This window comes from Myxococcus sp. AB036A (assembly GCF_006547355.1).
Taxonomy (GTDB): Bacteria; Myxococcota; Myxococcia; order Myxococcales; family Myxococcaceae; genus Myxococcus; species Myxococcus virescens.
In genome coordinates, this window is record NZ_VHLC01000014.1 from 1 (window position 1) to 18,443 (window position 18,443).

17 protein-coding genes are annotated in these 18,443 nt (G+C 70.5%); 13 read left to right on the forward strand and 4 right to left on the reverse strand.

What is annotated here, in order from left to right; translation table 11 throughout:
- The first annotated feature begins 58 nt into the window (after positions 1–58).
- From FL344_RS08185 to FL344_RS08200, 4 genes are read left to right on the forward strand one after another with little or no spacing between them, the layout of a single operon-like run.
- On the forward strand, positions 59–439 hold the full coding sequence (locus FL344_RS08185; protein WP_026113988.1) for a PleD family two-component system response regulator: 381 nt from the start codon (positions 59–61) through the stop codon (positions 437–439).
- Between the two features lie 17 nt (positions 440–456).
- Entirely contained in the window at positions 457–1,350 is an 894-nt protein-coding gene (locus FL344_RS08190; protein ID WP_141618105.1) for a polyprenyl synthetase family protein, read from the forward strand.
- Entirely contained in the window at positions 1,350–3,101 is a 1,752-nt protein-coding gene (locus FL344_RS08195) for a 1-deoxy-D-xylulose-5-phosphate synthase (RefSeq protein WP_141618106.1), read from the forward strand. Before FL344_RS08190 ends, FL344_RS08195 begins: the two co-directional genes overlap by 1 nt.
- Complete coding sequence (locus tag FL344_RS08200; RefSeq protein ID WP_141618107.1) at positions 3,098–3,838, forward strand: TlyA family RNA methyltransferase; 741 nt, start codon at positions 3,098–3,100, stop codon at positions 3,836–3,838. Before FL344_RS08195 ends, FL344_RS08200 begins: the two co-directional genes overlap by 4 nt.
- A gap of 9 nt (positions 3,839–3,847) precedes the next feature.
- Here FL344_RS08200 and FL344_RS08205 read toward each other — a convergent pair whose 3' ends face one another.
- Complete coding sequence (locus tag FL344_RS08205) at positions 3,848–5,449, reverse strand: hypothetical protein (RefSeq protein ID WP_141618108.1); 1,602 nt, start codon at positions 5,447–5,449, stop codon at positions 3,848–3,850.
- A gap of 486 nt (positions 5,450–5,935) precedes the next feature.
- Here FL344_RS08205 and FL344_RS08210 point away from each other — a divergent pair, with 486 nt between their 5' ends.
- From FL344_RS08210 to FL344_RS08250, 9 genes are all read left to right on the forward strand, one after another.
- The gene (locus FL344_RS08210; RefSeq protein ID WP_141588768.1) at positions 5,936–8,446 is read left to right on the forward strand and encodes an ATP-binding protein; all 2,511 of its coding nucleotides are present in this window, start codon (positions 5,936–5,938) and stop codon (positions 8,444–8,446) included.
- Between the two features lie 43 nt (positions 8,447–8,489).
- Entirely contained in the window at positions 8,490–10,364 is a 1,875-nt protein-coding gene (locus FL344_RS08215) for a tetratricopeptide repeat protein (protein WP_141618109.1), read from the forward strand.
- Between the two features lie 12 nt (positions 10,365–10,376).
- Positions 10,377–11,216 (forward strand): alpha/beta hydrolase, encoded by an 840-nt coding sequence (locus FL344_RS08220; protein ID WP_141588770.1) that lies wholly within the window; start codon positions 10,377–10,379, stop codon positions 11,214–11,216.
- A 55-nt stretch (positions 11,217–11,271) separates the two neighbouring features.
- On the forward strand, positions 11,272–11,613 hold the full coding sequence (gene bacN, locus FL344_RS08225) for a bactofilin BacN (RefSeq protein ID WP_002636699.1): 342 nt from the start codon (positions 11,272–11,274) through the stop codon (positions 11,611–11,613).
- Positions 11,610–11,990: a bactofilin BacO gene (gene bacO, locus FL344_RS08230; RefSeq protein ID WP_011554629.1), complete on the forward strand. Its 381-nt coding sequence runs from the start codon at positions 11,610–11,612 to the stop codon at positions 11,988–11,990. The genes bacN and bacO overlap by 4 nt, the downstream gene beginning before the upstream one ends.
- A 3-nt stretch (positions 11,991–11,993) precedes the next feature.
- Entirely contained in the window at positions 11,994–12,716 is a 723-nt protein-coding gene (gene bacP, locus FL344_RS08235; RefSeq protein ID WP_141618110.1) for a bactofilin BacP, read from the forward strand.
- 64 nt (positions 12,717–12,780) lie between these two features.
- Positions 12,781–14,256: a ParB N-terminal domain-containing protein gene (locus FL344_RS08240; protein WP_228564863.1), complete on the forward strand. Its 1,476-nt coding sequence runs from the start codon at positions 12,781–12,783 to the stop codon at positions 14,254–14,256.
- A 3-nt stretch (positions 14,257–14,259) separates the two neighbouring features.
- A complete protein-coding gene (pyrE, locus tag FL344_RS08245; RefSeq protein WP_090494249.1) occupies positions 14,260–14,826 on the forward strand; it encodes an orotate phosphoribosyltransferase in 567 nt (188 codons plus the stop codon).
- Positions 14,823–15,455 (forward strand): hypothetical protein, encoded by a 633-nt coding sequence (locus tag FL344_RS08250; protein ID WP_141618112.1) that lies wholly within the window; start codon positions 14,823–14,825, stop codon positions 15,453–15,455. The genes pyrE and FL344_RS08250 overlap by 4 nt, the downstream gene beginning before the upstream one ends.
- Before the next feature lie 6 nt (positions 15,456–15,461).
- Here the strand turns inward: FL344_RS08250 and FL344_RS08255 are convergent, their stop codons facing one another.
- The 3 genes from FL344_RS08255 to nadB form a co-directional block, all read right to left on the reverse strand.
- Positions 15,462–16,055: a TIGR00730 family Rossman fold protein gene (locus FL344_RS08255; RefSeq protein WP_141588773.1), complete on the reverse strand. Its 594-nt coding sequence runs from the start codon at positions 16,053–16,055 to the stop codon at positions 15,462–15,464.
- 1 nt (position 16,056) lies between these two features.
- Positions 16,057–16,710, reverse strand: coding sequence for a rhomboid family intramembrane serine protease (locus FL344_RS08260; RefSeq protein ID WP_090494245.1), 654 nt, complete (start codon positions 16,708–16,710; stop codon positions 16,057–16,059).
- Positions 16,711–16,806: 96 nt separating this feature from the next.
- Positions 16,807–18,396: an L-aspartate oxidase gene (nadB, locus tag FL344_RS08265; RefSeq protein WP_090494243.1), complete on the reverse strand. Its 1,590-nt coding sequence runs from the start codon at positions 18,394–18,396 to the stop codon at positions 16,807–16,809.
- Between the last annotated feature and the right edge of the window lie 47 nt (positions 18,397–18,443).

Below are 18,443 nucleotides of genomic sequence, written 5' to 3' on the forward strand. Positions count from 1 at the left end.
CCGCCCGCCCCCGGAGGATGACGTCCCCTTCTAGGTGCTCGGGCGCGTCCATTCCGGCATGTCGAAGCTGAAAATCACCATTGTCGATGATGACCGCGACACGCGGGAGCTGCTGGCGGCGGCCCTGGAGTACGAGGGCTTCGCCGTCACCATGGCGGCCAACGGCCTGCGGCTCATCGCGTCGCTCCAACTTCACCGGCCGCATGCCATCCTCCTGGACGTGAACATGTCCTGGATTGACGGCTTCGAGCTGTGCCGGGCGGTGAAGAAGAACGAGCAGTTCCGGGACATCCCCGTCATCTTCATCAGTGGCCGCGGGGAGCCCGAGGACAAGCGGCACGGCATGGCGGTGGGCGCCGCGGACTACTTCGTCAAGCCGCTGGACATGGACAAGCTCGTCAGCCGCATTCGCGAGCTCGTGCCCGCGCAGATTCCATAAGAGGAGCACGGACGCTCGTGGCAACGTTTCAACTGAACTCCTTCCTGGCCGCTCAGCAGGCGCGCGTCGAGTCCCTGCTGAACGAGCGCGTGGCGCGGCTCGGGCCTTCCGGGACGCCGCCGCAGCTCGCGGAGGCCATGCGCTACTCCCTGCTGGCCGGCGGCAAGCGCCTGCGCCCGGTGCTCTGCCTGGCCTTCGCGGACCTCGTGGCGCGCGGAAGCGCCGTGTCCGCGGTGGCGGGCGACGCGGCGTGCGCGCTGGAGTACGTGCACACGTATTCGCTGGTGCATGACGACCTGCCGGCGATGGACAACGATGACTACCGCCGGGGCCGGCTCACCAACCACAAGGTGTACGGCGAGGCCATGGCCATCCTGGCGGGTGACGCGCTGTTGACGGAGGCCTTCACCCTGGTGGCCAGTGGGCCTGAGAGCATGCGCGCCGCGCTGTGCCGGGAGCTGGCGGTGGCCTCGGGCGCGGCGGGCATGGTGGGCGGGCAGGTGCTGGACACCGCCGAGGACCGGCCGTCCGCGCTGGACTACCTCATCCGGATGCACCGCATGAAGACGGGCGCCCTCATCCGGGCCGCGTGCCGCATGGGCGTGCTGGCCAGCGGTGGAGACGCGGACGCATTGGCGCGCGCGGACACCTACGGTGACGCGGTGGGGCTGGCCTTCCAGATTGCCGATGACCTGCTGGACGTGACGGCCACGGCGGCGGAGCTGGGCAAGCCCGCGGGCGCGGACGCCGCGGCCGGGCGCTTCACCTTCCCGGCGGTGGTGGGCCTGGAGGCGTCGCGAAAGCTGGCGGACCAGAAGGTGGCCGAGGCCATCGCGGCCGTACGCCCCCTGGAGGGCGAGGACGGGCCGCTGGCGGCGTTGGCGCGCTACACGGTGGAGCGGAAGTCCTAATGTCGGAGTTGCTGTCACGCATCGGCTCGCCTTCGGACGTCCGCGCACTTCCCGAGGAGGCACTGCCGCTCCTGTGCCAGGAACTGCGCGAGGACATCATCTCCATCTGCGGCCGCGTGGGAGGCCACCTGGGGGCCTCCCTGGGCGCGGTGGAGCTCATCGTCGCGCTGCACCGCGTGTTCCATTCGCCCCAAGACGCGCTGCTGTTCGACGTGGGACACCAGACGTACGCGCACAAGCTCCTCACGGGGCGGCGTGACCGCATGCACACGCTGCGGCACGCGGGCGGCATCGCGCCGTTCCTGGACCCGCGGGAGAGTCCTCACGACGCGCTGCTCGCGGGGCATTCATGCACGGCGGTGTCCGCGGCGCTGGGCGTGCTGGAGGGCCGGCGGCAGCACGGGCACCGAGGCCACGTGGTGGCGGTGTTGGGCGACGGCGGCCTCACGGGCGGCCTTACATTTGAAGGGCTCAACAACGCGGGGGGGAGCTCCCTGCCGTTGGTCGTCGTCCTCAACGACAACCAGATGTCCATCAGCGCCAACGTGGGGGCCATTCCCGCGCTGCTGCGCACCCGCGAGGCGCGCGACTTCTTCGAAGGCCTGGGCTTTACCTACCTGGGCCCGGTGGATGGGCACGACCTGCCTGCGCTGATTCGCGCGCTGCGCGAGGCCCGTGCCTCGTCGCGGCCGGTGGTGGTGCACGCGCTGACGCTGAAGGGGAAGGGCTTTCCGCCAGCGGAGGCCGACGCGCAGACGCGTGGACATGCCATGGGCCCGTATGAGTGGCGGGACGGCAAGCTGGTGCGCTCGCGCGGTGGCCAGCGGACCTTCAGCGAGGCCTTCGCGGCGGTGCTCGAGGACGCGATGGCCCGGGACCCACGGGTGGTTGCGGTGACTCCCGCGATGTTGGAGGGCTCGGCGCTCAACGCGCTCAAGGCGCGCTTCCCGGACCGGGTGCACGACGTGGGCATCGCGGAACAGCACGCCGTCACCTTCAGCGCGGGGCTGGCCTTGGCCGGCGCGCGGCCGGTGTGCTGCATCTATTCGACCTTCCTCCAGCGCGCGTACGACCAGATCATCCACGACGTGTGCCTGCCGGGCCTGCCCGTCGTCTTCGCCGTGGACCGCGCGGGGCTGGTGGGCGCGGATGGGGCGACGCACCAGGGCACCTACGACGTGGCGTCCCTGCGCCCGCTGCCGGACCTGCACCTGTGGTCGCCCATGGTGGGGGAGGACCTGGCGCCCATGCTGGACACCGCCCTGGCGGCGCCGCACGCCTCCGTCATCCGCTTCCCTCGCGGCACGCTGCCGCCCCTGCCCGAAGGACTGAGCGCGGGCGAGGTTCCGCTGCGGGGGGCTCGCTGGCTGCTTCGCGCGGAGCAGCCCCGGCTCACGCTGGTGACGTTGGGACCTCTGGGCATCGCCGCGCTGGAGGCTGCGCGGGGCGAGCCCGGCTGGAGCGTGCTGGATGCGCGCTGCGCTTCGCCTCTGGATGAGGCCGCCTTGCTGGAGGCCGGCCGGTCCGGTCATGTCGTGGTGGCCGAGGAGGGCACCACGCGCGGCGGGCTGGGCAGCGCGGTGCTGGAGCTCTTCGCGGCGCACGGGCTGATGGCCCGCGTCCGGTTGATGGGCATGCCCGATGCGTTCGTTCCCCACGGGGACGCGCGGGTTCAGCGCGCGGAGCAGGGGCTGGACGCGGCGGGCCTGCGGCGCGCGGGACTGGCGCTGCTGGCAGGGGGCGGACGGTGAAGCCTCGCAAGGAGCGGTTGGACGTGCTGGTGGTGGAGCGCGGACTGGCCGAGTCGCGCACCAAGGCCCAGGCGCTCATCCTGGCCGGCCAGGTGGTGGTGGGCGACCAGCGCGTGGACAAGCCCGGCACGCTGATTCCGCAGGAGGCGGAGCTGCGCCTCAAGGGCGAGGTGCTTCCCTACGTGTCGCGCGGCGGGCTGAAGCTGAAGGGCGCCATCGACCGCTTCGGGCTCGACGTTCGAGGCAAGGTGGCCGCGGACATCGGCGCGAGCACCGGCGGCTTCACGGACTGCCTGCTCCAGCACGGCGCCACGCGCGTCCACGCGATTGACGTGGGCTACGGACAGCTCCACGAGAAGCTGCGTACGGACCCGCGGGTGCGCTCGCGCGAGCGCGTCAACGCGCGCTACCTCACGGAAGAGGACCTGCCGGAGAAGGTCGGCGTGGTCGTCATCGACGTGAGCTTCATCTCCCTCACGCAGGTGCTGCCGTCGGTGCTGACGTACCTGGAGCCGGGCGGGCTGCTGGTGGCGCTGGTGAAACCCCAGTTCGAGGTGGGCCCGGACCGGGTGGGGAAGGGCGGCGTGGTGCGGGATTCCGCCGCCCGGCAGGACGCCATCGACACCGTGACGGCGTTCGTCCGTGAGCAGGGCCTGGAGGTGCTCGGGTTGATGGACTCCACGGTGCCCGGGCCCGCTGGCAACGTGGAGGCACTCCTCGTCGCCAGCAGGCCCTGAGTCCTCGCGCTACGGCCGGTAGCGGCGGTAGTCGGACAGGGGCAGCGTCTGCACCACGTCGAAGCCGGTGCGGATCCACAGACGGCCTTCCGGGTCGATCGCGCCGCCCAGGCTGTCGACCACCTGGTGGCGGAACAGCTCGCGGGCCTCGCCGCCGGACGTCTGGTCCACGGCGACGATTTCGTTGGGCAGCGTCGGCGCGCCATCCAGCCCGCGGGCCGGCGCGTTGAGCAGGAAGAGCTCCGGCGAGTTGGGCCGCCGCAGCACCTGGAGCACGTTCAGCGCGCCATTCGCGTCGATGGAGCGGTTGTCCCGGTTGCGAATCTGCCCCGACGCGTCAAGGAACCAGACGCGTTGCTTGCCCATCGCGACGAGGCGCGAGGCGCCCGGGTGGTAGAGGATGCGCGCCAGCGGCACCGGGAGCGCGGGGCTGGTCCATTGGAGCCGAGCGCCCTCGCACTCGTCCTGGTTCGCGGCGCACGCGATGACCTGCGACTGCTCCGAGCCGAGCTGGAGGCCCAGGAAGAGCGTGTTGCCCGTGTCGTTGAAGGCGCCCAGGGGGAGGCGCTCGTTGCGCGCGAAGGTCCGCAGCTTGTACGCGGCCCGGGCCGTTCCGCCCGCGCCCTGCTCACCCGTCTCGCCCGCGTACAGCTCGGTGACGGTGACGTCCGTGCGCGAAGCATCCGGGCCCGTGCCCAGTGAGGCGATGAGAATCATCCCGTCCGCGCGAACCAGGGGCGGAGCGATGACGCTCTCCAGCGTCGTGGGCGCGTAGAGCCACTTGACCTCGGCCACGCTCTCCGACGTGCCGTTGGGGTTGTGGGAAAGCCGGCGCACCTCGTCGATGCGGTTGACGATGATGGCGTCACCGCCCGGCAGCACGGTGAGCTGCGTGGGGCCGATGTCCGTCGTCGTGCGCGCGGTGATGCGCAGCTCGGCGTCCACGGCGAAGGCGCCCACGTTCGGGGTCCACACCCAGCGCTTGCCACTGACGGGGTTGCGCTCGGTGATGACCGTCTCGGGAGTGCAGGCGATGGGCATCCCGACAGTGCCCGTCACCTTGCCGCTGAGGTCCACGCGGTACAGCGTGGGAATCTCCGTCGGCGGTTCGCCGCAGCCCACGAACGTGGGGTTTGCGCTGGTGCCGTCGATGACGAAGTGGTCGGTGACGACCTGTCCCGCGTTCTGCGGCTCCACGATGCGCCGCTGTACCGGGAAATAGGAGACCGGAGCGGGCTGCGAGCGGTTCGTGCGTCCGTCTGAGCACGTGGCCACCGCGTTCAGCGACAGGTTCGCGGCCAGGCCCACCGTGGCGTAGGGAATGTCGTTGCGCTCCAGCGTCAGCGTCATGGTGCCGCCGCTGTGCGGGAAGGTCCGGAGCAGGGTCTCCCGGTCATTGACGTTGAGCGTCGAGCCGCCCTCGCAGCCAGACACCGTGACGATGACCTGGAGCTTGTCGTCGGAGATGATGCCCGCGGGCACCGTCAGGGCGACCTGGGGAGGATCCGGTGTGGGAGGGGGCGGTTCACTGCCGCCACAGGCGGCGGCCAGGCTGCCGGCGACGATGAGTGCGGAGCGCCGCGCGCGCCGCGTCAGGGAGGGGTGGGCCATGGCGGCGACTCTAGCCGGTGCGCGGCGTCCCACGCATCCAGGCCCGTTTGTCGGGGTGGCCCGAACCGATTCTCGCTCTCCCCTGGGTACGGAACGTCCCCCAATGTCCGCGGGCTGTGGTAGTTCCGCCAGCGCCGTTGGGACCCTGTGCGGTGGGCGGCGTCACAGCGCCAGGGATGCGCCAGGAAGTTGCATGTGCAGCCCCACTGGCGCCTGATGGGCGGTAGGCAGGGCGGGCGGCCGTGCGCGGTCCGCGGGTGATTGGGAAGTGACGTCCATCGTGTACGCTCGACTCCCGGAGGGCTTGGGGGCGGCGGGGACCGACGTGGCCACATCCTCCCACCCATGCCCGCCGTTCTGGCTCCAGGGCGTGTTCAGCGGCATGATCGGGATCCGAACCATGAACTCTTTCGCACGCAGCGGGTTTTTGCAGCCTCTCTACCCGGCGCAATGTCGCCGGGGCTGGGGTTCACCGTGAGAGTCGAGATGCAGGCTGATCAGCGGGGACGCGTGCTGGTGGTGGCCGCCAAGGAGGCGGGCGATGCGCTCATGGAGCGGCTCACGTCGAGCGGCTACCAGTGTGCGTCGGCGGAGAAGGAGAGCGGCCTGGCCCAGGTCGCGGACACGTTGCAGCCAGAGGTCGTCCTGCTGGCGGTGACGGCGAAGCGCGCCGCGGAGATGCTGGAGTCGCTGCGCAAGGTGGACCGGCTCCAGCGCCTGCCGGTGCTGGTGGACCTGGGCCGCGCGCGCTCGGCGGAAGCTTTCAAGCGGCTGGCCGTGGACGATTGGATCCGCAGCGCCGACGAGGTGGTGCCCCGTCTGGAGGCCGCCCTGCGCGCAGGCCGGCTGCGTGACCGGGAAGAGCGGATCCGTCTGCGCATGGGGATGCTGCTGGAAATCACCCAGGCGGCCACCAGTTCGCTCGAGCTGGAGGAGATACTCCGCATCGCCGTGGACAAGGTGGGCCGTGTCACCGGGACGGACCGTTGCTCCGTGGTGCTGGTGGAGGGCAGCCATGCCCGCACCGCGAAGGTGGTGGCCACGCAGGAGGACCCGAGCCTCGTCCAACTGGACATCGAGGTGATGCGCTACCCGGAGCTGCGCCGCGCGCTGGAGACGCGGGAATCGGTGGTCATCGAGGAGGCGCAGCGCGACCCGCTGATGGCGGAGGTCCGCACCAACATCCTGCCGCTGGGCGTGAAGTCCATCCTGGTGCAGCCCCTCATCTGTCAGGGCGACCTGCTGGGGGCGCTGTTCCTACGGGTCTCGCGCGCTGACGCGTCGTTCGGCCGGGACGAGCAGGAGTTCGCCCAGGCGGTGGCCGGTGTGCTGGCCAACTCCATCCGCAACGCGCGCCTGCACACCGCGGTGAAGAAGAAGCGCGAGGACCTGGAGGAGGCCTACGTCCAGCGTTACCAAGAGCTGAACGAGGCCAACCGCCGGCTGAAGGAGCTCAACCGGCTCAAGGACGAAATCATCGCGGTGTGCAGCCACGACCTGCGCGCGCCGCTCCAGGTGCTCCTGGGGCACGGCCGGCTGTTGCAGGAGGGGCCGCTGGAGCCGCAGCAGCGCCAGTCCTCCGAGGCGATGATTCGCCAGGGAAAGAAGATCCTCGGCCTGGTGGAGTCGCTGCTGGAGAAGGGCAAGGGCGAGGCGGCGCGGCTGTCCATCGAGCCTCGCGTCCTGGATGTGGCGCAGCTCTGCCGCGACGCCGTCAACGAGCTGGAGATTCTCGCCGCGGACCGGGGCGTGTCGCTGCGCGCCGACTGTCCGGACAGCCTGATGCTCATCGGTGACGAGGTGAAGCTGCACGAGGTGCTGCAGAACCTCATCACCAACGCCATCCACCACGCGCGCCAGGACGGTGAGGTGGTGGTGAGCACCCAGCGCCTGGGCCGTCCGGACGGGGACGCTGCCAAGGTGTGCGTGCAGGACGACGGCGTGGGCATCCCGCCGGACGAACTGCACCTCGTCTTCGACCGCTACCGCCACGGCGGCAAGGGCGGGACCGGCCTGGGGCTGGCCATCTGCAAGGAGTTCGTGGAGCTGCACGGCGGTGAAATCTGGGCGGAGAGCCCGCCCGACACCGGCTGCATCTTCGTCTTCACGCTGCCGCTGGCGCAGGAAGCGCCGCGCAACCCGCGTCCGCCGCCCGCCGCCGCGTCCACGCCGCAGGAGCAGCCGCGCGTGTTGGTGGTGGAGGACGAGCCGGAGATCGCCGCGGTGCTGTCGGAGGTGCTGCGCTCCAAGTACCGCGTGGAGGTGGCGCGCGACGGCGCGGAGGGCCTGGCCCGGGCGAAGGCCCAGCGGCCGGACCTGGTGGTCATGGACGTGTTCCTGCCCAAGCTGGACGGCCTGGACGCGGCCATGGCGCTCAAGTCCTCGACGGACACCGCGCGCATCCCCGTCATCCTGCTGTCCGCCCACCAGGGCGTGGCGGAGAAGGTCCGCTCGCTCAACCTGGGCGCGGTGGACTACATGAGCAAGCCGTTCAACGCGGTGGAGCTCCTCAACCGCACCGAGCGCGCCCTCAAGCTGCGCCAGGGTGAGCGCGAGCAGCAGGAGAAGGAGAAGAGCAGCGCCTTGCAGCGGCGCACCGGCAGCGATCCCGCCACGGGCCTGCACGACCGGCGCGGGCTGTTGCTGCGGCTGGAGCAGGAGGTGGCGCGCAGCCGGCGTTACCACCGCGCGCTCAGCCTCGCCGTGCTCCGGCCCGACCGGCCGGTGGAGCCGGTGCCGTCCAACATCGCCGATGTCATGCGCAAGCGGGTGCGCCACCCGGATGCCATCTCCCACCTGGGCGGAGGTGTGTTCGCCGTCGTCCTGCCGGAGTGCCAGGCGGAGGCGGCGCGCGCCGTCATCAGCCGCATGTTGCCGGATGTGGAGAAGGCGACGGACACGGAGTACCGGTCGGCGGTGGCGGACGTGAGCCAGGACAGCGACTCGGTCGAGAAGCTGCTGGAGAAGCTGGGCGCGCCGGCCCCCGAAGAGAGCTGAGGCGACTGCGCGCGGGACGGGCTCACGCTAGACTCATGCTCGCGTGCGCCCCTCTCGCCTCCTCGTGTCCGCCCTGCTGGCCGTCCTCGTGGCGCCGGGTGTGTCCGCGGCCGCCCCCTCACGGCGGCCGCGCGTGGACCCGGAGGCCATGCGAGAGGCCATCGACGCGGGCTCCACGGACGAAGGCCGCTACGCTTCCTCCGCCAGCTACACGAACTACCTCCAGTCCCGGCTGAAGCACCATGCCGGGGACCACCGGGGCGCGGTGGACGCGCTGCGGCTGGCCCTGGCCACGGATGATGGGAACCCGTTGTTGCTTACCCGGCTGGGGGAGGAGTACGCCCGTCTGGGCGATTTGACGCGCGCGGAGCGCGAGCTGCGCCGGGCCGTGCTGCGCGCCCCTGCCTACTACCCCGCGCACGTGCTCCTGGGCCGCGTTCTCACGGAGTCGAAGCGGTTCGCCCGGGCCCGCCTGCACCTGCGGCGCGCGGTGACCCTCAAGCCTCGCGAGCCGGAGGCGTATCTCGTCCTGACCCAGCTCCACCTGGAGATGGGTGCCCCGGACGAAGCGGTGAAGGTGGTGGACGCGCTGGCGCTGGCGCTGCCGGGGGAGGCCTCGGGGTACCAGCGCCTGGGGTTGGCGCTGGCGGAGCGGGGCGACACGGCGCGCGCCGAGCGCCTGTTGGTAGAGGCAGTCTCCCGGAACCCGGGTGACGTGGAGGTGCTCACGGCGCTGGCGCGGCTGTACGAAGACACCGGCCGGCCCGTGCAGGCGGAAGAGTCCCTGGCTCGGGCGCTGGAGCGGGACCCGGACAGCCGCGAGGTGCTGCTGGGCGCCGGACGCGCGGCGCTGAAGGCGGGCTCCGCCGTCCGGGCGCGGGCGTACTTCGACCGGCTGTTGTCCCTCTCCTCCGAGCCGGAGATGCCGGTACGGGTGGCCTTCAGCTACCTTGCCGCGCGCGAGCCCAGGGCGGCCGCGGAGGTGCTGGAGGCGGCGCGCCGGGGGGACCATGCGGACCCTCGGCTGGCCTACTACGCGGGGCTCGTCCATGAGCGGATGCGCCGCTTCGCCGACGCGGCGGAGGCCTTCGCTGGGGTGCCCGCTGAGGCGGATGTCTACGCCGACGCACGCTTGCGCCGAGCCCGCAGCTTGTCGCTCCTGGGCGAGCACTCCCGGGCCCTCACGCTCTTCCGGGCCGCGATGCAGGAGTCGCCAGCGGACGTGGAAGTCCGGATGCAGTTCGCCCGGGCACTGGAGCGCGGCGGCACGCCGAACCGCGCGGAGCTGCTCCTTCGCGAGGGCCTGTCCGCCGGTCCCTCCGCGGCGCTGTATGACGCCCTGGCCGCCACACTTCATAGGCAGGGCCGGGGGCGCGAAGCACTGACACTGCTTCGCGAGGCGGTGGCCCGCTTCCCCCGGGACGAAGACCTGCTGTACGTGCTGGGCGCGGCTCATGAGCGGCAGGGCGACGTGACGGGCGCGCTGGCCCGCATGCGGGCGGTGCTGGCTGTGTCACCGGACCACGCCGCCGCGTTGAACTTCCTGGGCTACCTGCTGGCGCAGGCGGGGCAGAACCTGGACGAGGCCGAGCGGCGCGTGCGGCGGGCCCTGGAGCTGCGACCGGACACCGGGGCCTACCTGGACTCACTGGGCTGGGTGTACTTCCGCAGGGGGGACTACGCCCGGGCCGTGGACGCGCTGGAGCGGGCCTCCACGCTGGCTCCGGATGAGCCCGTCATCCTCGAACACCTGGGAGACGCCTATCAGCAGGTGGCGAGGACGGACGACGCCGCGGCCGTCTGGCGGCGCGCCCTGGAAGTGCTGACGCTGGACCCCGAGTCCGCCGAGCCTCCCGGCCAGCGCGCCGCGTTGGAGCGCAAGCTCAATGCGCTACCCACGCGTGCGCCAGACCGCTAAGTTGGTGGGCCTATGGCGCGTAGCGACGAGGGCTTCTTTCCCGGCAGGGACGGGACACGACTGTACTGGAAGTCCATCCTTCCAGACGCCGAGCCCCGCGCGCATGTCGCGGTGGTGCACGGGTATGGTGACCACTTCGGGCGCTATGGCTTCGTGACGGAAGCACTGCTGGCGGACGGCTTCGCGGTCCACGGCTTCGACTACCGGGGCCATGGCAAGGCCGACGGGCGCCGGGCCTACTGCGAGAAGTGGCCGGACTACCTGGAGGACCTGGAGGTCTTCTGGGAGCGGGTGCGTGCGGTATCGGAGGGCAAGAAGGCCTTCGTGCTGGCGCACAGCCACGGCGGCCTGATGTCGGCGACGTGGGCGTCCAGCCGGCAGGTGGAGGGGTTGACGGGGCTGGTGCTGTCGGCGCCGTACCTCAAGCTGGCCATCACCCCGCCGGCCTCGAAGCTGATGGCCGCGCGCGCGGTGGGCAAGCTGGTGCCATGGCTGAGCATCTCCTCCGGGCTGAAGGTGGAGGACCTCACCCATGACACCGACGTGCAGCGGGCCACCCGGGAGGACCCGCTCCACCAGGCCATCGCCACGCCCCGGTGGTTCGTCGAATCCACCCGGGCGCAGGGCGAGGCCGTGCTGCTGGCGCCGAAGATTCAAGTGCCGCTGTTCGTCCTGTGTGGCGCGGAGGATGGGGTGGCCGCTCCGGCGGCGGCGCGGGAGTACTTCGAGCGGGCGGGGTCGCCGGACAAGAAGTTCAAGGAGTACCCCGGAATGCGGCATGAGCCGCTCAACGAGGTGGGCCGTGCGGAGGTATTCCGGGATATCTCCGGCTGGATCTCCGCGCATCTCTGACATAATCAGGTCGCCCGGCTCCTAGGGAGGAGCTGGCGCTGGGTGAGGTCACCGCATGGCAACGGGTGAAACGGGCATCATCGGCAAGGGCATCGTCATCAAGGGCAACCTCACGGGAGGTGGGGACCTGGTGATCGAGGGACGTGTGGAGGGGCAGATTGCCCTGAAGAACCACCTCACCATCGAGAGCACCGGCAAGGTGCAGGCGGACATCCGCGCCGAGGAGTTGACCATCAACGGCGAGGCCAGCGGCAACATCGACGCCTCGTCGCGCGTGGCCATCAACGCCTCGGCCAAGGTGGCCGGCGACATCAAGGCACCTCGCGTCGTCATCGAGGACGGGGCTGTGTTCAACGGCTCCATCGAGATGGACGTACGGCTTCCTGACGACATTTGAGCTTCACGCCGCGCACGGCACGGCACACACCTTTCGAGAGGCGGACAACACTCATGGCGAATACGGTCATTGGCTCGAGCATCGTCATCGACGGGGAGATCTCCGGCGACGAGGACCTGGTCATCCAGGGCACCGTGAAGGGGAAGATTTCCCTCAAGGAAAGCCTCTACGTAGAGGGCAGCGGCGTCGTCGAGGCCGACATCGAGACGCAGAACGTGGAGATCGCCGGCCGCGTCACGGGCAACATCGTCGCCAGCGACAAGGTGGAGCTGAAGACGGACTGCCGCGTGGTGGGAGACATCAAGGCGCCTCGAATCCTCATCGCCGACGGTGCCTCCTTCAAGGGCAACGTCGACATGGACATGAAGGAGCGCTGATTCGTGGCCACCGCGAAGGAGCTCTCAGCGAGCAGCAACGTCGACAACACCGTGGTGGGGCCTTCCATCCTCATCAGCGGCCGGTTGACGGGCGACGAGGACCTCACGGTCCGAGGGCGCGTCGAGGGTGAGCTGACGCTCAGCCGCACCCTCATCGTGGAGCCCTCGGGCGTGGTGAAGGCCAACGTGGCGGTGAAGAACGCCATCGTCAGCGGCGTGGTGGTGGGCAACATCAACGCCACCGAGAGCGTGGAGCTCACCCGCGAAGGCCGCATGGTGGGCGACATCCGCGCCCCGCGCGTCATCATCGTCGACGGGGCCAGCTTCCGTGGCCGCGTGGACATGGGTGACGTGGAGCCGGGACGTCTGCCGGCCGAGCGCCCCGCGGTGGTCCGCCCCACGGCGGTGACCCGTCCCACGGCGACGCCCACGCGTCCGACGATTCCGGCCGCACGGCCCATGCCTCCGCCTCCGCCGTCGCGGCCCACGCCTCCTCCTCCGCCCGCGCGCCCCTCGGCGCCTCCCGCGGTGACGCGCCCCTCGGCGCCCATCACCCGTCCGGGGTTGGGTGGCCTGGGAAGCAAGCCGCTGCCGCCGCCTCCGCCGACCCGCGTGGAGCGGGCGGAGCCGCAGGCTGAGCAGGCGGGCTCTGCCGAGCCGCCAACGCCAGTCCTGGTGGGTGCTGGCGCAAAGAAGAAGGTCGTGGTGAAGAAGAAGACCCGCTAGCGCGCACGGCCCGCGCCGCCAGTCGTTGGCGGTGCGGGCGCGTGGGCTTTTCAGGGGTGCCACCATGGACGCCGAGCACAGGGTTGATGGACAGGATGGGACGGCGGGTGCTGGGCCCGAAGGTGGCTCGCAGGCGTCGTCCGGACAGGATGGCGGCCAGGGCGGTGCCGTGAGCGCCGCGCCGCACGCTTCGGGGGGCTCTTCGGAGCCGCAGGGCGAGCACAAGCGCGAGGACGCGTCACCGGAGGCCGGTGGTGAGCACCGAGCCGAGGGCACGCCACCCGCCGAAGGTTCGGAGCAGCGAGCCGAGGGCACGCCTTCAGAGCAGGGCGTTGCGCATCGCGCCGAGGACACGCCTTCCGAGCAGGGCGCTGCGCAGCGCGCTGAGGGCATGCCTTCCGAGCAGGGCGCTGCGCATCGCGCCGAGGGTACGCCTTCGGAACAGGGCGAGCCCCAGAACGCCGGCTCTGCGCAGGGGCAGGGCGGTGAGCCTCCCGTCGCCAGTGGCGACACACAGGGCGAGGGCGCACGTCCGCTCGATGCGGGCGGGGAAGCGCCGGGCTCCGCGGACGCCTCCGGGAGCGAAGGTTCAAAGGACCAGGCAGGTTCGCAGGAAGGTGGACTGCAGGCTGAGGGCACCACGTCCCACGGTCAGGCGGAGCCACCTGCCAAGGATGCGTCTCATGCGCAGGGCGAGCACCAGGCCGTGAGTGAGTCCCACGGGCAGGACGGAAGCGAATCAGGAGGCGGGTCCGTCGCCAACGCGGAGACACGTGCCGAGCAGGCCCCCTCCGACGGCGAGGCCCGTGCCACGCCCGGGCTGGACGAGCGCCCCCAAGGCGCGTTCTGGACGGGCGAGGCCGACGGGGACAAAGCCAGCGACGCTGACGAGGAGTCGCGGGAGGACGTCCTCCCCGAACCCGAGCAGCGGCTTTCGGGCCGGGTGACGACGGTGCTCCTGCCGCTGGAGAAGCTGCAGGACGAAAGCGCGTTCAAGCTTCGCCCGGAAGGCGACGTCTCGGGGCTGGCCACGGACATCGCGCGGCTGGGGCAGTTGTTCCCGGTGGACGTCCGCCCGGCGGGGGAAGACCGCTACCAACTCGTCTGCGGCTTCCGGCGGGTCGCGGCGCTGCGCTTCCTCAAGCGGGACGCCGTGCAGGCGCGGATCCACCTGCGGCTCTCGGACGAGGACGCGCTGGTGATGTCGCTGGCGGAGGCGATTCACGCCACGCCGGTGGGCCCGGAAGTCCTGGAGGCGAAGCGCGACGAGCTCGAGGCGCAGGGGCGCTTGAGCGCGGCCGTTCGCGACATGCTGGAGAAGGCGCTCGCCACCGAGGACACGCTGGCGCCGGAGGGCGTCGAAGAGGAGATTGACGCCGACGAGCTGGCGCAGGAAGTGGCGCAGCGGCTCGGGGCCATCAATCAGGACCTCTCGCTGCTGGCGGACGTGTTCGCCGCGCTGGATGAGTCGCGCAAGGCGGAGCTCCTGATGCAGCTCCGCTACTCGTCCGAGCTGGTCACCTATCTGGAGGGGCTGTAAGCCATGGCGGAACCGCTCGTGCGCGACCGTGCCCGGCTGTTGGAGCTGCTCACCGAGCGCTCCTTCGAGCAGCGCCGCGTGGTGCTCTCGTCCGGCAAGGAGTCGGACTTCTACATCGACTGCAAGCGCACGGCGCTGCTGGCCGAGGGCCACTTTCTCATTGGCCGGCTGTTCCTGGAGGCCATCCGGCGCGAGGCCCCGGAGGCCGTGGGCGTGGGCGGGCTGACGTTGGGTGCCGACCCGTTGGCGTCCGCGGTGAGCCTCACCGGCTATCTGTCCGGCACGCCGCTGGCGGCCTTCATCGTGCGCAAGGAGCCCAAGGGGCACGGCACGGGCCAGTGGATTGAAGGCCTGAGCGGGCTGGGGCAGGGCGCGGCGGTGGCCATCGTGGAGGACGTCGTCACGACGGGAGCCTCCACCCTGAAGGCCATCGAGCGGGCCCAGCTGGAGGGCCTGAAGGTGCTGGGTGCCTTCGCGTTGGTGGACCGGTTGGAGGGTGGGCGTGAAGCCGTGGAGGCCTCGGGTCACCGGCTCCACACGCTCTTCACCCGCAAGGACTTCATTCCGTGAGGCGTCCGTTCATCACCGCGGCGCTGCTGGGGCTGCTCGCGGGCTGTGTCACCACGCCGCCCACGGCCATCAGTGATCCGCCGCCGTCGCTGCCGGATGAACACGCGGAGCATTCCTACCGGAAGATTCTCGCGCGCTACACGGGACAGAAGGAAATCTACGACGGCTTCGACACGCGCGTGTTCGCGGGCGTGACGCTGCAGACGCTGTCCTTCCGCGAGGCGCGCGTGCATCGCCAGGCCGCCTTCCAGCAACTGCCCACGGTGAAGGTGGAGCAGATGCTCGCTGAGGAGCAGGCGAAGGCCGCGCAGGCCCACGAGTTCTTCCTGGGCGTGCACTTCAACGACTTCGTCTACGCCGACTTCGACTCCAAGCACTCCATCTGGCGCCTGGCGCTGGTGACGCCCGCTGGCGAGGTGACGCCCTCGCGCATCCGCCGGCTGGGCCGGGTGAACATGCAGACGCGGGCGTACTACCCGTACACGTCGATTTTCTGGGTGGGGTGGGAGATTCAGTTCCCCACGCAGATGTCCGACGGGAGCCCCGTCATTCCGCCCGGCACGGAGACGGTGACGTTCCGCATGGCCTCGTCGTTGGGCAAGGCGGACATGCAGGTGCGCGCGCAGTAGCGCCGCTCACGTCTGGCTGGTGCGCTTCAGCCACTTCTCGGCGGGCGGCATCGTCGGGCCCGCCAGCAGCCGGTCCACCAGGGCCGTGGGCGACGCGCTCACGGCGAAGGGCGCGGCCTGCTCCATGGGGACGAAGCCTTCCTCCGCGTGGTGCCGCGCCATGGCCAGCAATGGCTGGAAGAAGCCGCGCGTGTCCAGCAGTCCCATGGGCTTGCGGTGCAGGCCGAGCTGGGCCCAGGTCACGATTTCGAAGAGCTCGTCGAGCGTTCCAAAGCCTCCGGGCAGGGCGATGAAGGCATCCGAGCGCTCCGCCATCATCGCCTTGCGCTCGTGCATGGAGCCAACGGAGTGCAGCTCCGTGAGGCCCCGGTGGGCCAGTTCCTTGGCGCCAAGGAAGCCAGGCAGCACGCCCACGACGTTGCCACCAGCGGCCAGCGCGCCGTCCGCCACCGCGCCCATGAGCCCCACGCTGGCGCCGCCGTAGACGAGCGTCAGTCCTCGCCGCGCCAGCTCGGCGCCCATGCGTGTGGCGGCGTCCATGTACTCCGGACGCGCGCCGGGCCGGGAGCCGCAGAACACACAGACACTTCGCACTTCCATGTCAAAAGCCTCCACGCCGCTCGGGGTGGGCTGCGTAGAGCGCCACCACCACGGAGAGAAAGAGAAGGATGGGCAGGGCGCGCGCATAGACCTGCCGCCCCATGCGCAGGGCCAATCCGCAAGGCAGGCCGAAGAGGAAGCCGCCCAGATGCCCCGCCCAGCTCACGAAGGGGAGCAGGCTGAGGACAGCCACCTGCGCCAGCCAGATGAACAAGTCCCGGCGGCCCTCGCGTGTGGCGACGGGCAGCATGGCCCCCGCCCAGCCGAGAATCATTCCGGACGCGCCCACCGTGGGCACGTCGAAGTCGAAGATGAGTGAGAAGGTGGACGCCCCCAGCGCCGTCACCAGCGACAGGCCGAAGAAGCGCAGGCTGCCGATGCCTCGCTCCAGCGTGAAGCCGAGCGTCACCACCACCGACATGTTGAAGAGGAGGTGGAGGGGACTGCCGTGCTCCAGCACCGCGCCCAGCAGCCGCCAGTACTGGCCCGCCTGCACGAAGGGGCCGTACAGGCCCAGGGGCGGAATCTGCATCCGCCCGTGCTCGCTCCGGACCACCTGGGAGATGGGCAGGACCTGCTCGGCCAGGAAGAGCGACACCGCGCAGGCGATGAGCGCGTAGCACACCCAGGGCCGCGGCTGCGGTGGGCCTGGCACCGGTGGGCCAGGGGGCTGCGCGCCGGTGCCTTCACCGCCCGAGGCGGCGGAGGAGGGGGCATCGAGAATGCGTCGTGGACGGGAGGACATTCGGGCTCACGGCTCCCTGGACACGACGGTGTCTCGCAGCCAGCGGTGGTCGTCCGGGTGCGGGTAGTCCAGCGTGTAGTGGAGGCCGCGGCTCTCCTTGCGGCGGCTGGCGCAGTCGACGATGAGGTAGGCGACGTCGGCGATGTTTCGCAGTTCGATGACGTCGCGAGTCACCTTGAAGCGCCAATAGTAGTCGCGAATCTCCTCGCGCAGCAGCTCCAGCCGGCGCCGCGCGCGCATCAGCCGCTTGTCCGTGCGGACAATGCCGACGTAGTTCCACATGAGCCTGCGAATCTCGTCCCAGTTGTGGGTGACGACGACGCTCTCGTCCGACTCCACCGCGCTGCCCGAATCCCAGGGCGGCGGGTCCTCGGAGGGAGTGGGCTGGGAGCGCACTTCTTCGGCGGCCACCTGCACGGCGCGGTGGCCGAAGACGAGCCCTTCCAACAGCGAGTTGGACGCGAGCCGGTTGGCGCCGTGCAGGCCCGTGCAGGTGACTTCGCCGATGGCGTACAGGCTGGGCACGTTGGTGCGTCCCTCCAGGTCCGTCACCACGCCGCCGCACATGTAGTGGGCCGCCGGGACGACGGGGATGGGCTGCACCGCCATGTCGATGTTGAACGCCTTGCAGGTGGCGTAGATGTTGGGGAAGCGCTCGGCGAGGAAGGCGCGCCCCAGGTGCGTCATGTCCAGGTAGACGCAGTCGTCGCCTGTGCGTTTCATCTCCGCGTCGATGGCACGCGCCACCACGTCACGCGGCGCGAGCGCGCCCATGGGGTGGTAGCGCTCCATGAAGGACGCGCCGCTCTTGAGCTTCAGCTTGCCGCCCTCGCCACGCAGCGCCTCGCTGATGAGGAAGCTCTTGGCCTCCGGGTGGTAGAGGCACGTGGGGTGGAACTGGTAGAACTCCATGTTCGCCACCTTCGCGCCCGCCCGGTACGCCATGGCCACGCCGTCACCCGTCGCCACGTCCGGGTTGGACGTGTACAGGTACACCTTGCCAGCGCCGCCGGTGGCCAGCACCGTCACCTTGGCCAGGAAGCGCTCGATGACGCCGTCCTCCAGCAGGGCGTAGACCCCCAGACACCGGCTGACCCCAGGGGAGGGGACGCGCCGGTCCTGGATGAGGTCGATGGCGGCCGTCTGCGGGAAGAAGGTGATGTTGGGGACTTCGTCACACGCGGCGAGCAGCGCGCGCTGCACCTCGCGGCCGGTGATGTCGCCCGAATGGATGATGCGGCGCGCGGAGTGGCCCCCCTCGCGCGTGAGGTCGAATTCGCCGGTGATGCGGCGGTTGAACTCCGCGCCCAGGTCCGCCAGTTCCTGCACACGGCTGGGGCCTTCCTTCACCGTGACTTCCACCGCGTCGCGGTGGCACAGCCCCGCACCCGCCACCAGCGTGTCCTCGATGTGGGCCTCAAAGGTGTCAGGGGGCGCGAGCACGCTGGCGATGCCGCCCTGGGCATAGGCCGTGTTGCTTTCGAACCGGTCGCGCTTGGTGAGGATGGCCACCGTGCCATGGCGGGCCGCCTGGAGGGCGAACGAAAGACCCGCCACGCCGCCTCCCAGGACGAGGAAATCGAACCGATGGGGCATGGTGAGCAGCCTTAACGACTGTAAGTGCTGGAAACAAGGCGTTTTCT

Coding starts and splice junctions, on each gene's coding strand:
- FL344_RS08210 (WP_141588768.1), top strand. CDS start 5,936: ATGCAGGCTGATCAGCGGGGACGCGTGCTGGTGGTGGCCGCCAAGGAG.
- FL344_RS08220 (WP_141588770.1), top strand. CDS start 10,377: ATGGCGCGTAGCGACGAGGGCTTCTTTCCCGGCAGGGACGGGACACGA.
- bacN (WP_002636699.1), top strand. CDS start 11,272: ATGGCAACGGGTGAAACGGGCATCATCGGCAAGGGCATCGTCATCAAG.
- FL344_RS08205 (WP_141618108.1), bottom strand. CDS start 5,449: ATGGCCCACCCCTCCCTGACGCGGCGCGCGCGGCGCTCCGCACTCATC.
- pyrE (WP_090494249.1), top strand. CDS start 14,260: ATGGCGGAACCGCTCGTGCGCGACCGTGCCCGGCTGTTGGAGCTGCTC.
- FL344_RS08195 (WP_141618106.1), top strand. CDS start 1,350: ATGTCGGAGTTGCTGTCACGCATCGGCTCGCCTTCGGACGTCCGCGCA.
- FL344_RS08240 (WP_228564863.1), top strand. CDS start 12,781: ATGGACGCCGAGCACAGGGTTGATGGACAGGATGGGACGGCGGGTGCT.
- nadB (WP_090494243.1), bottom strand. CDS start 18,396: ATGCCCCATCGGTTCGATTTCCTCGTCCTGGGAGGCGGCGTGGCGGGT.
- FL344_RS08185 (WP_026113988.1), top strand. CDS start 59: ATGTCGAAGCTGAAAATCACCATTGTCGATGATGACCGCGACACGCGG.
- FL344_RS08255 (WP_141588773.1), bottom strand. CDS start 16,055: ATGGAAGTGCGAAGTGTCTGTGTGTTCTGCGGCTCCCGGCCCGGCGCG.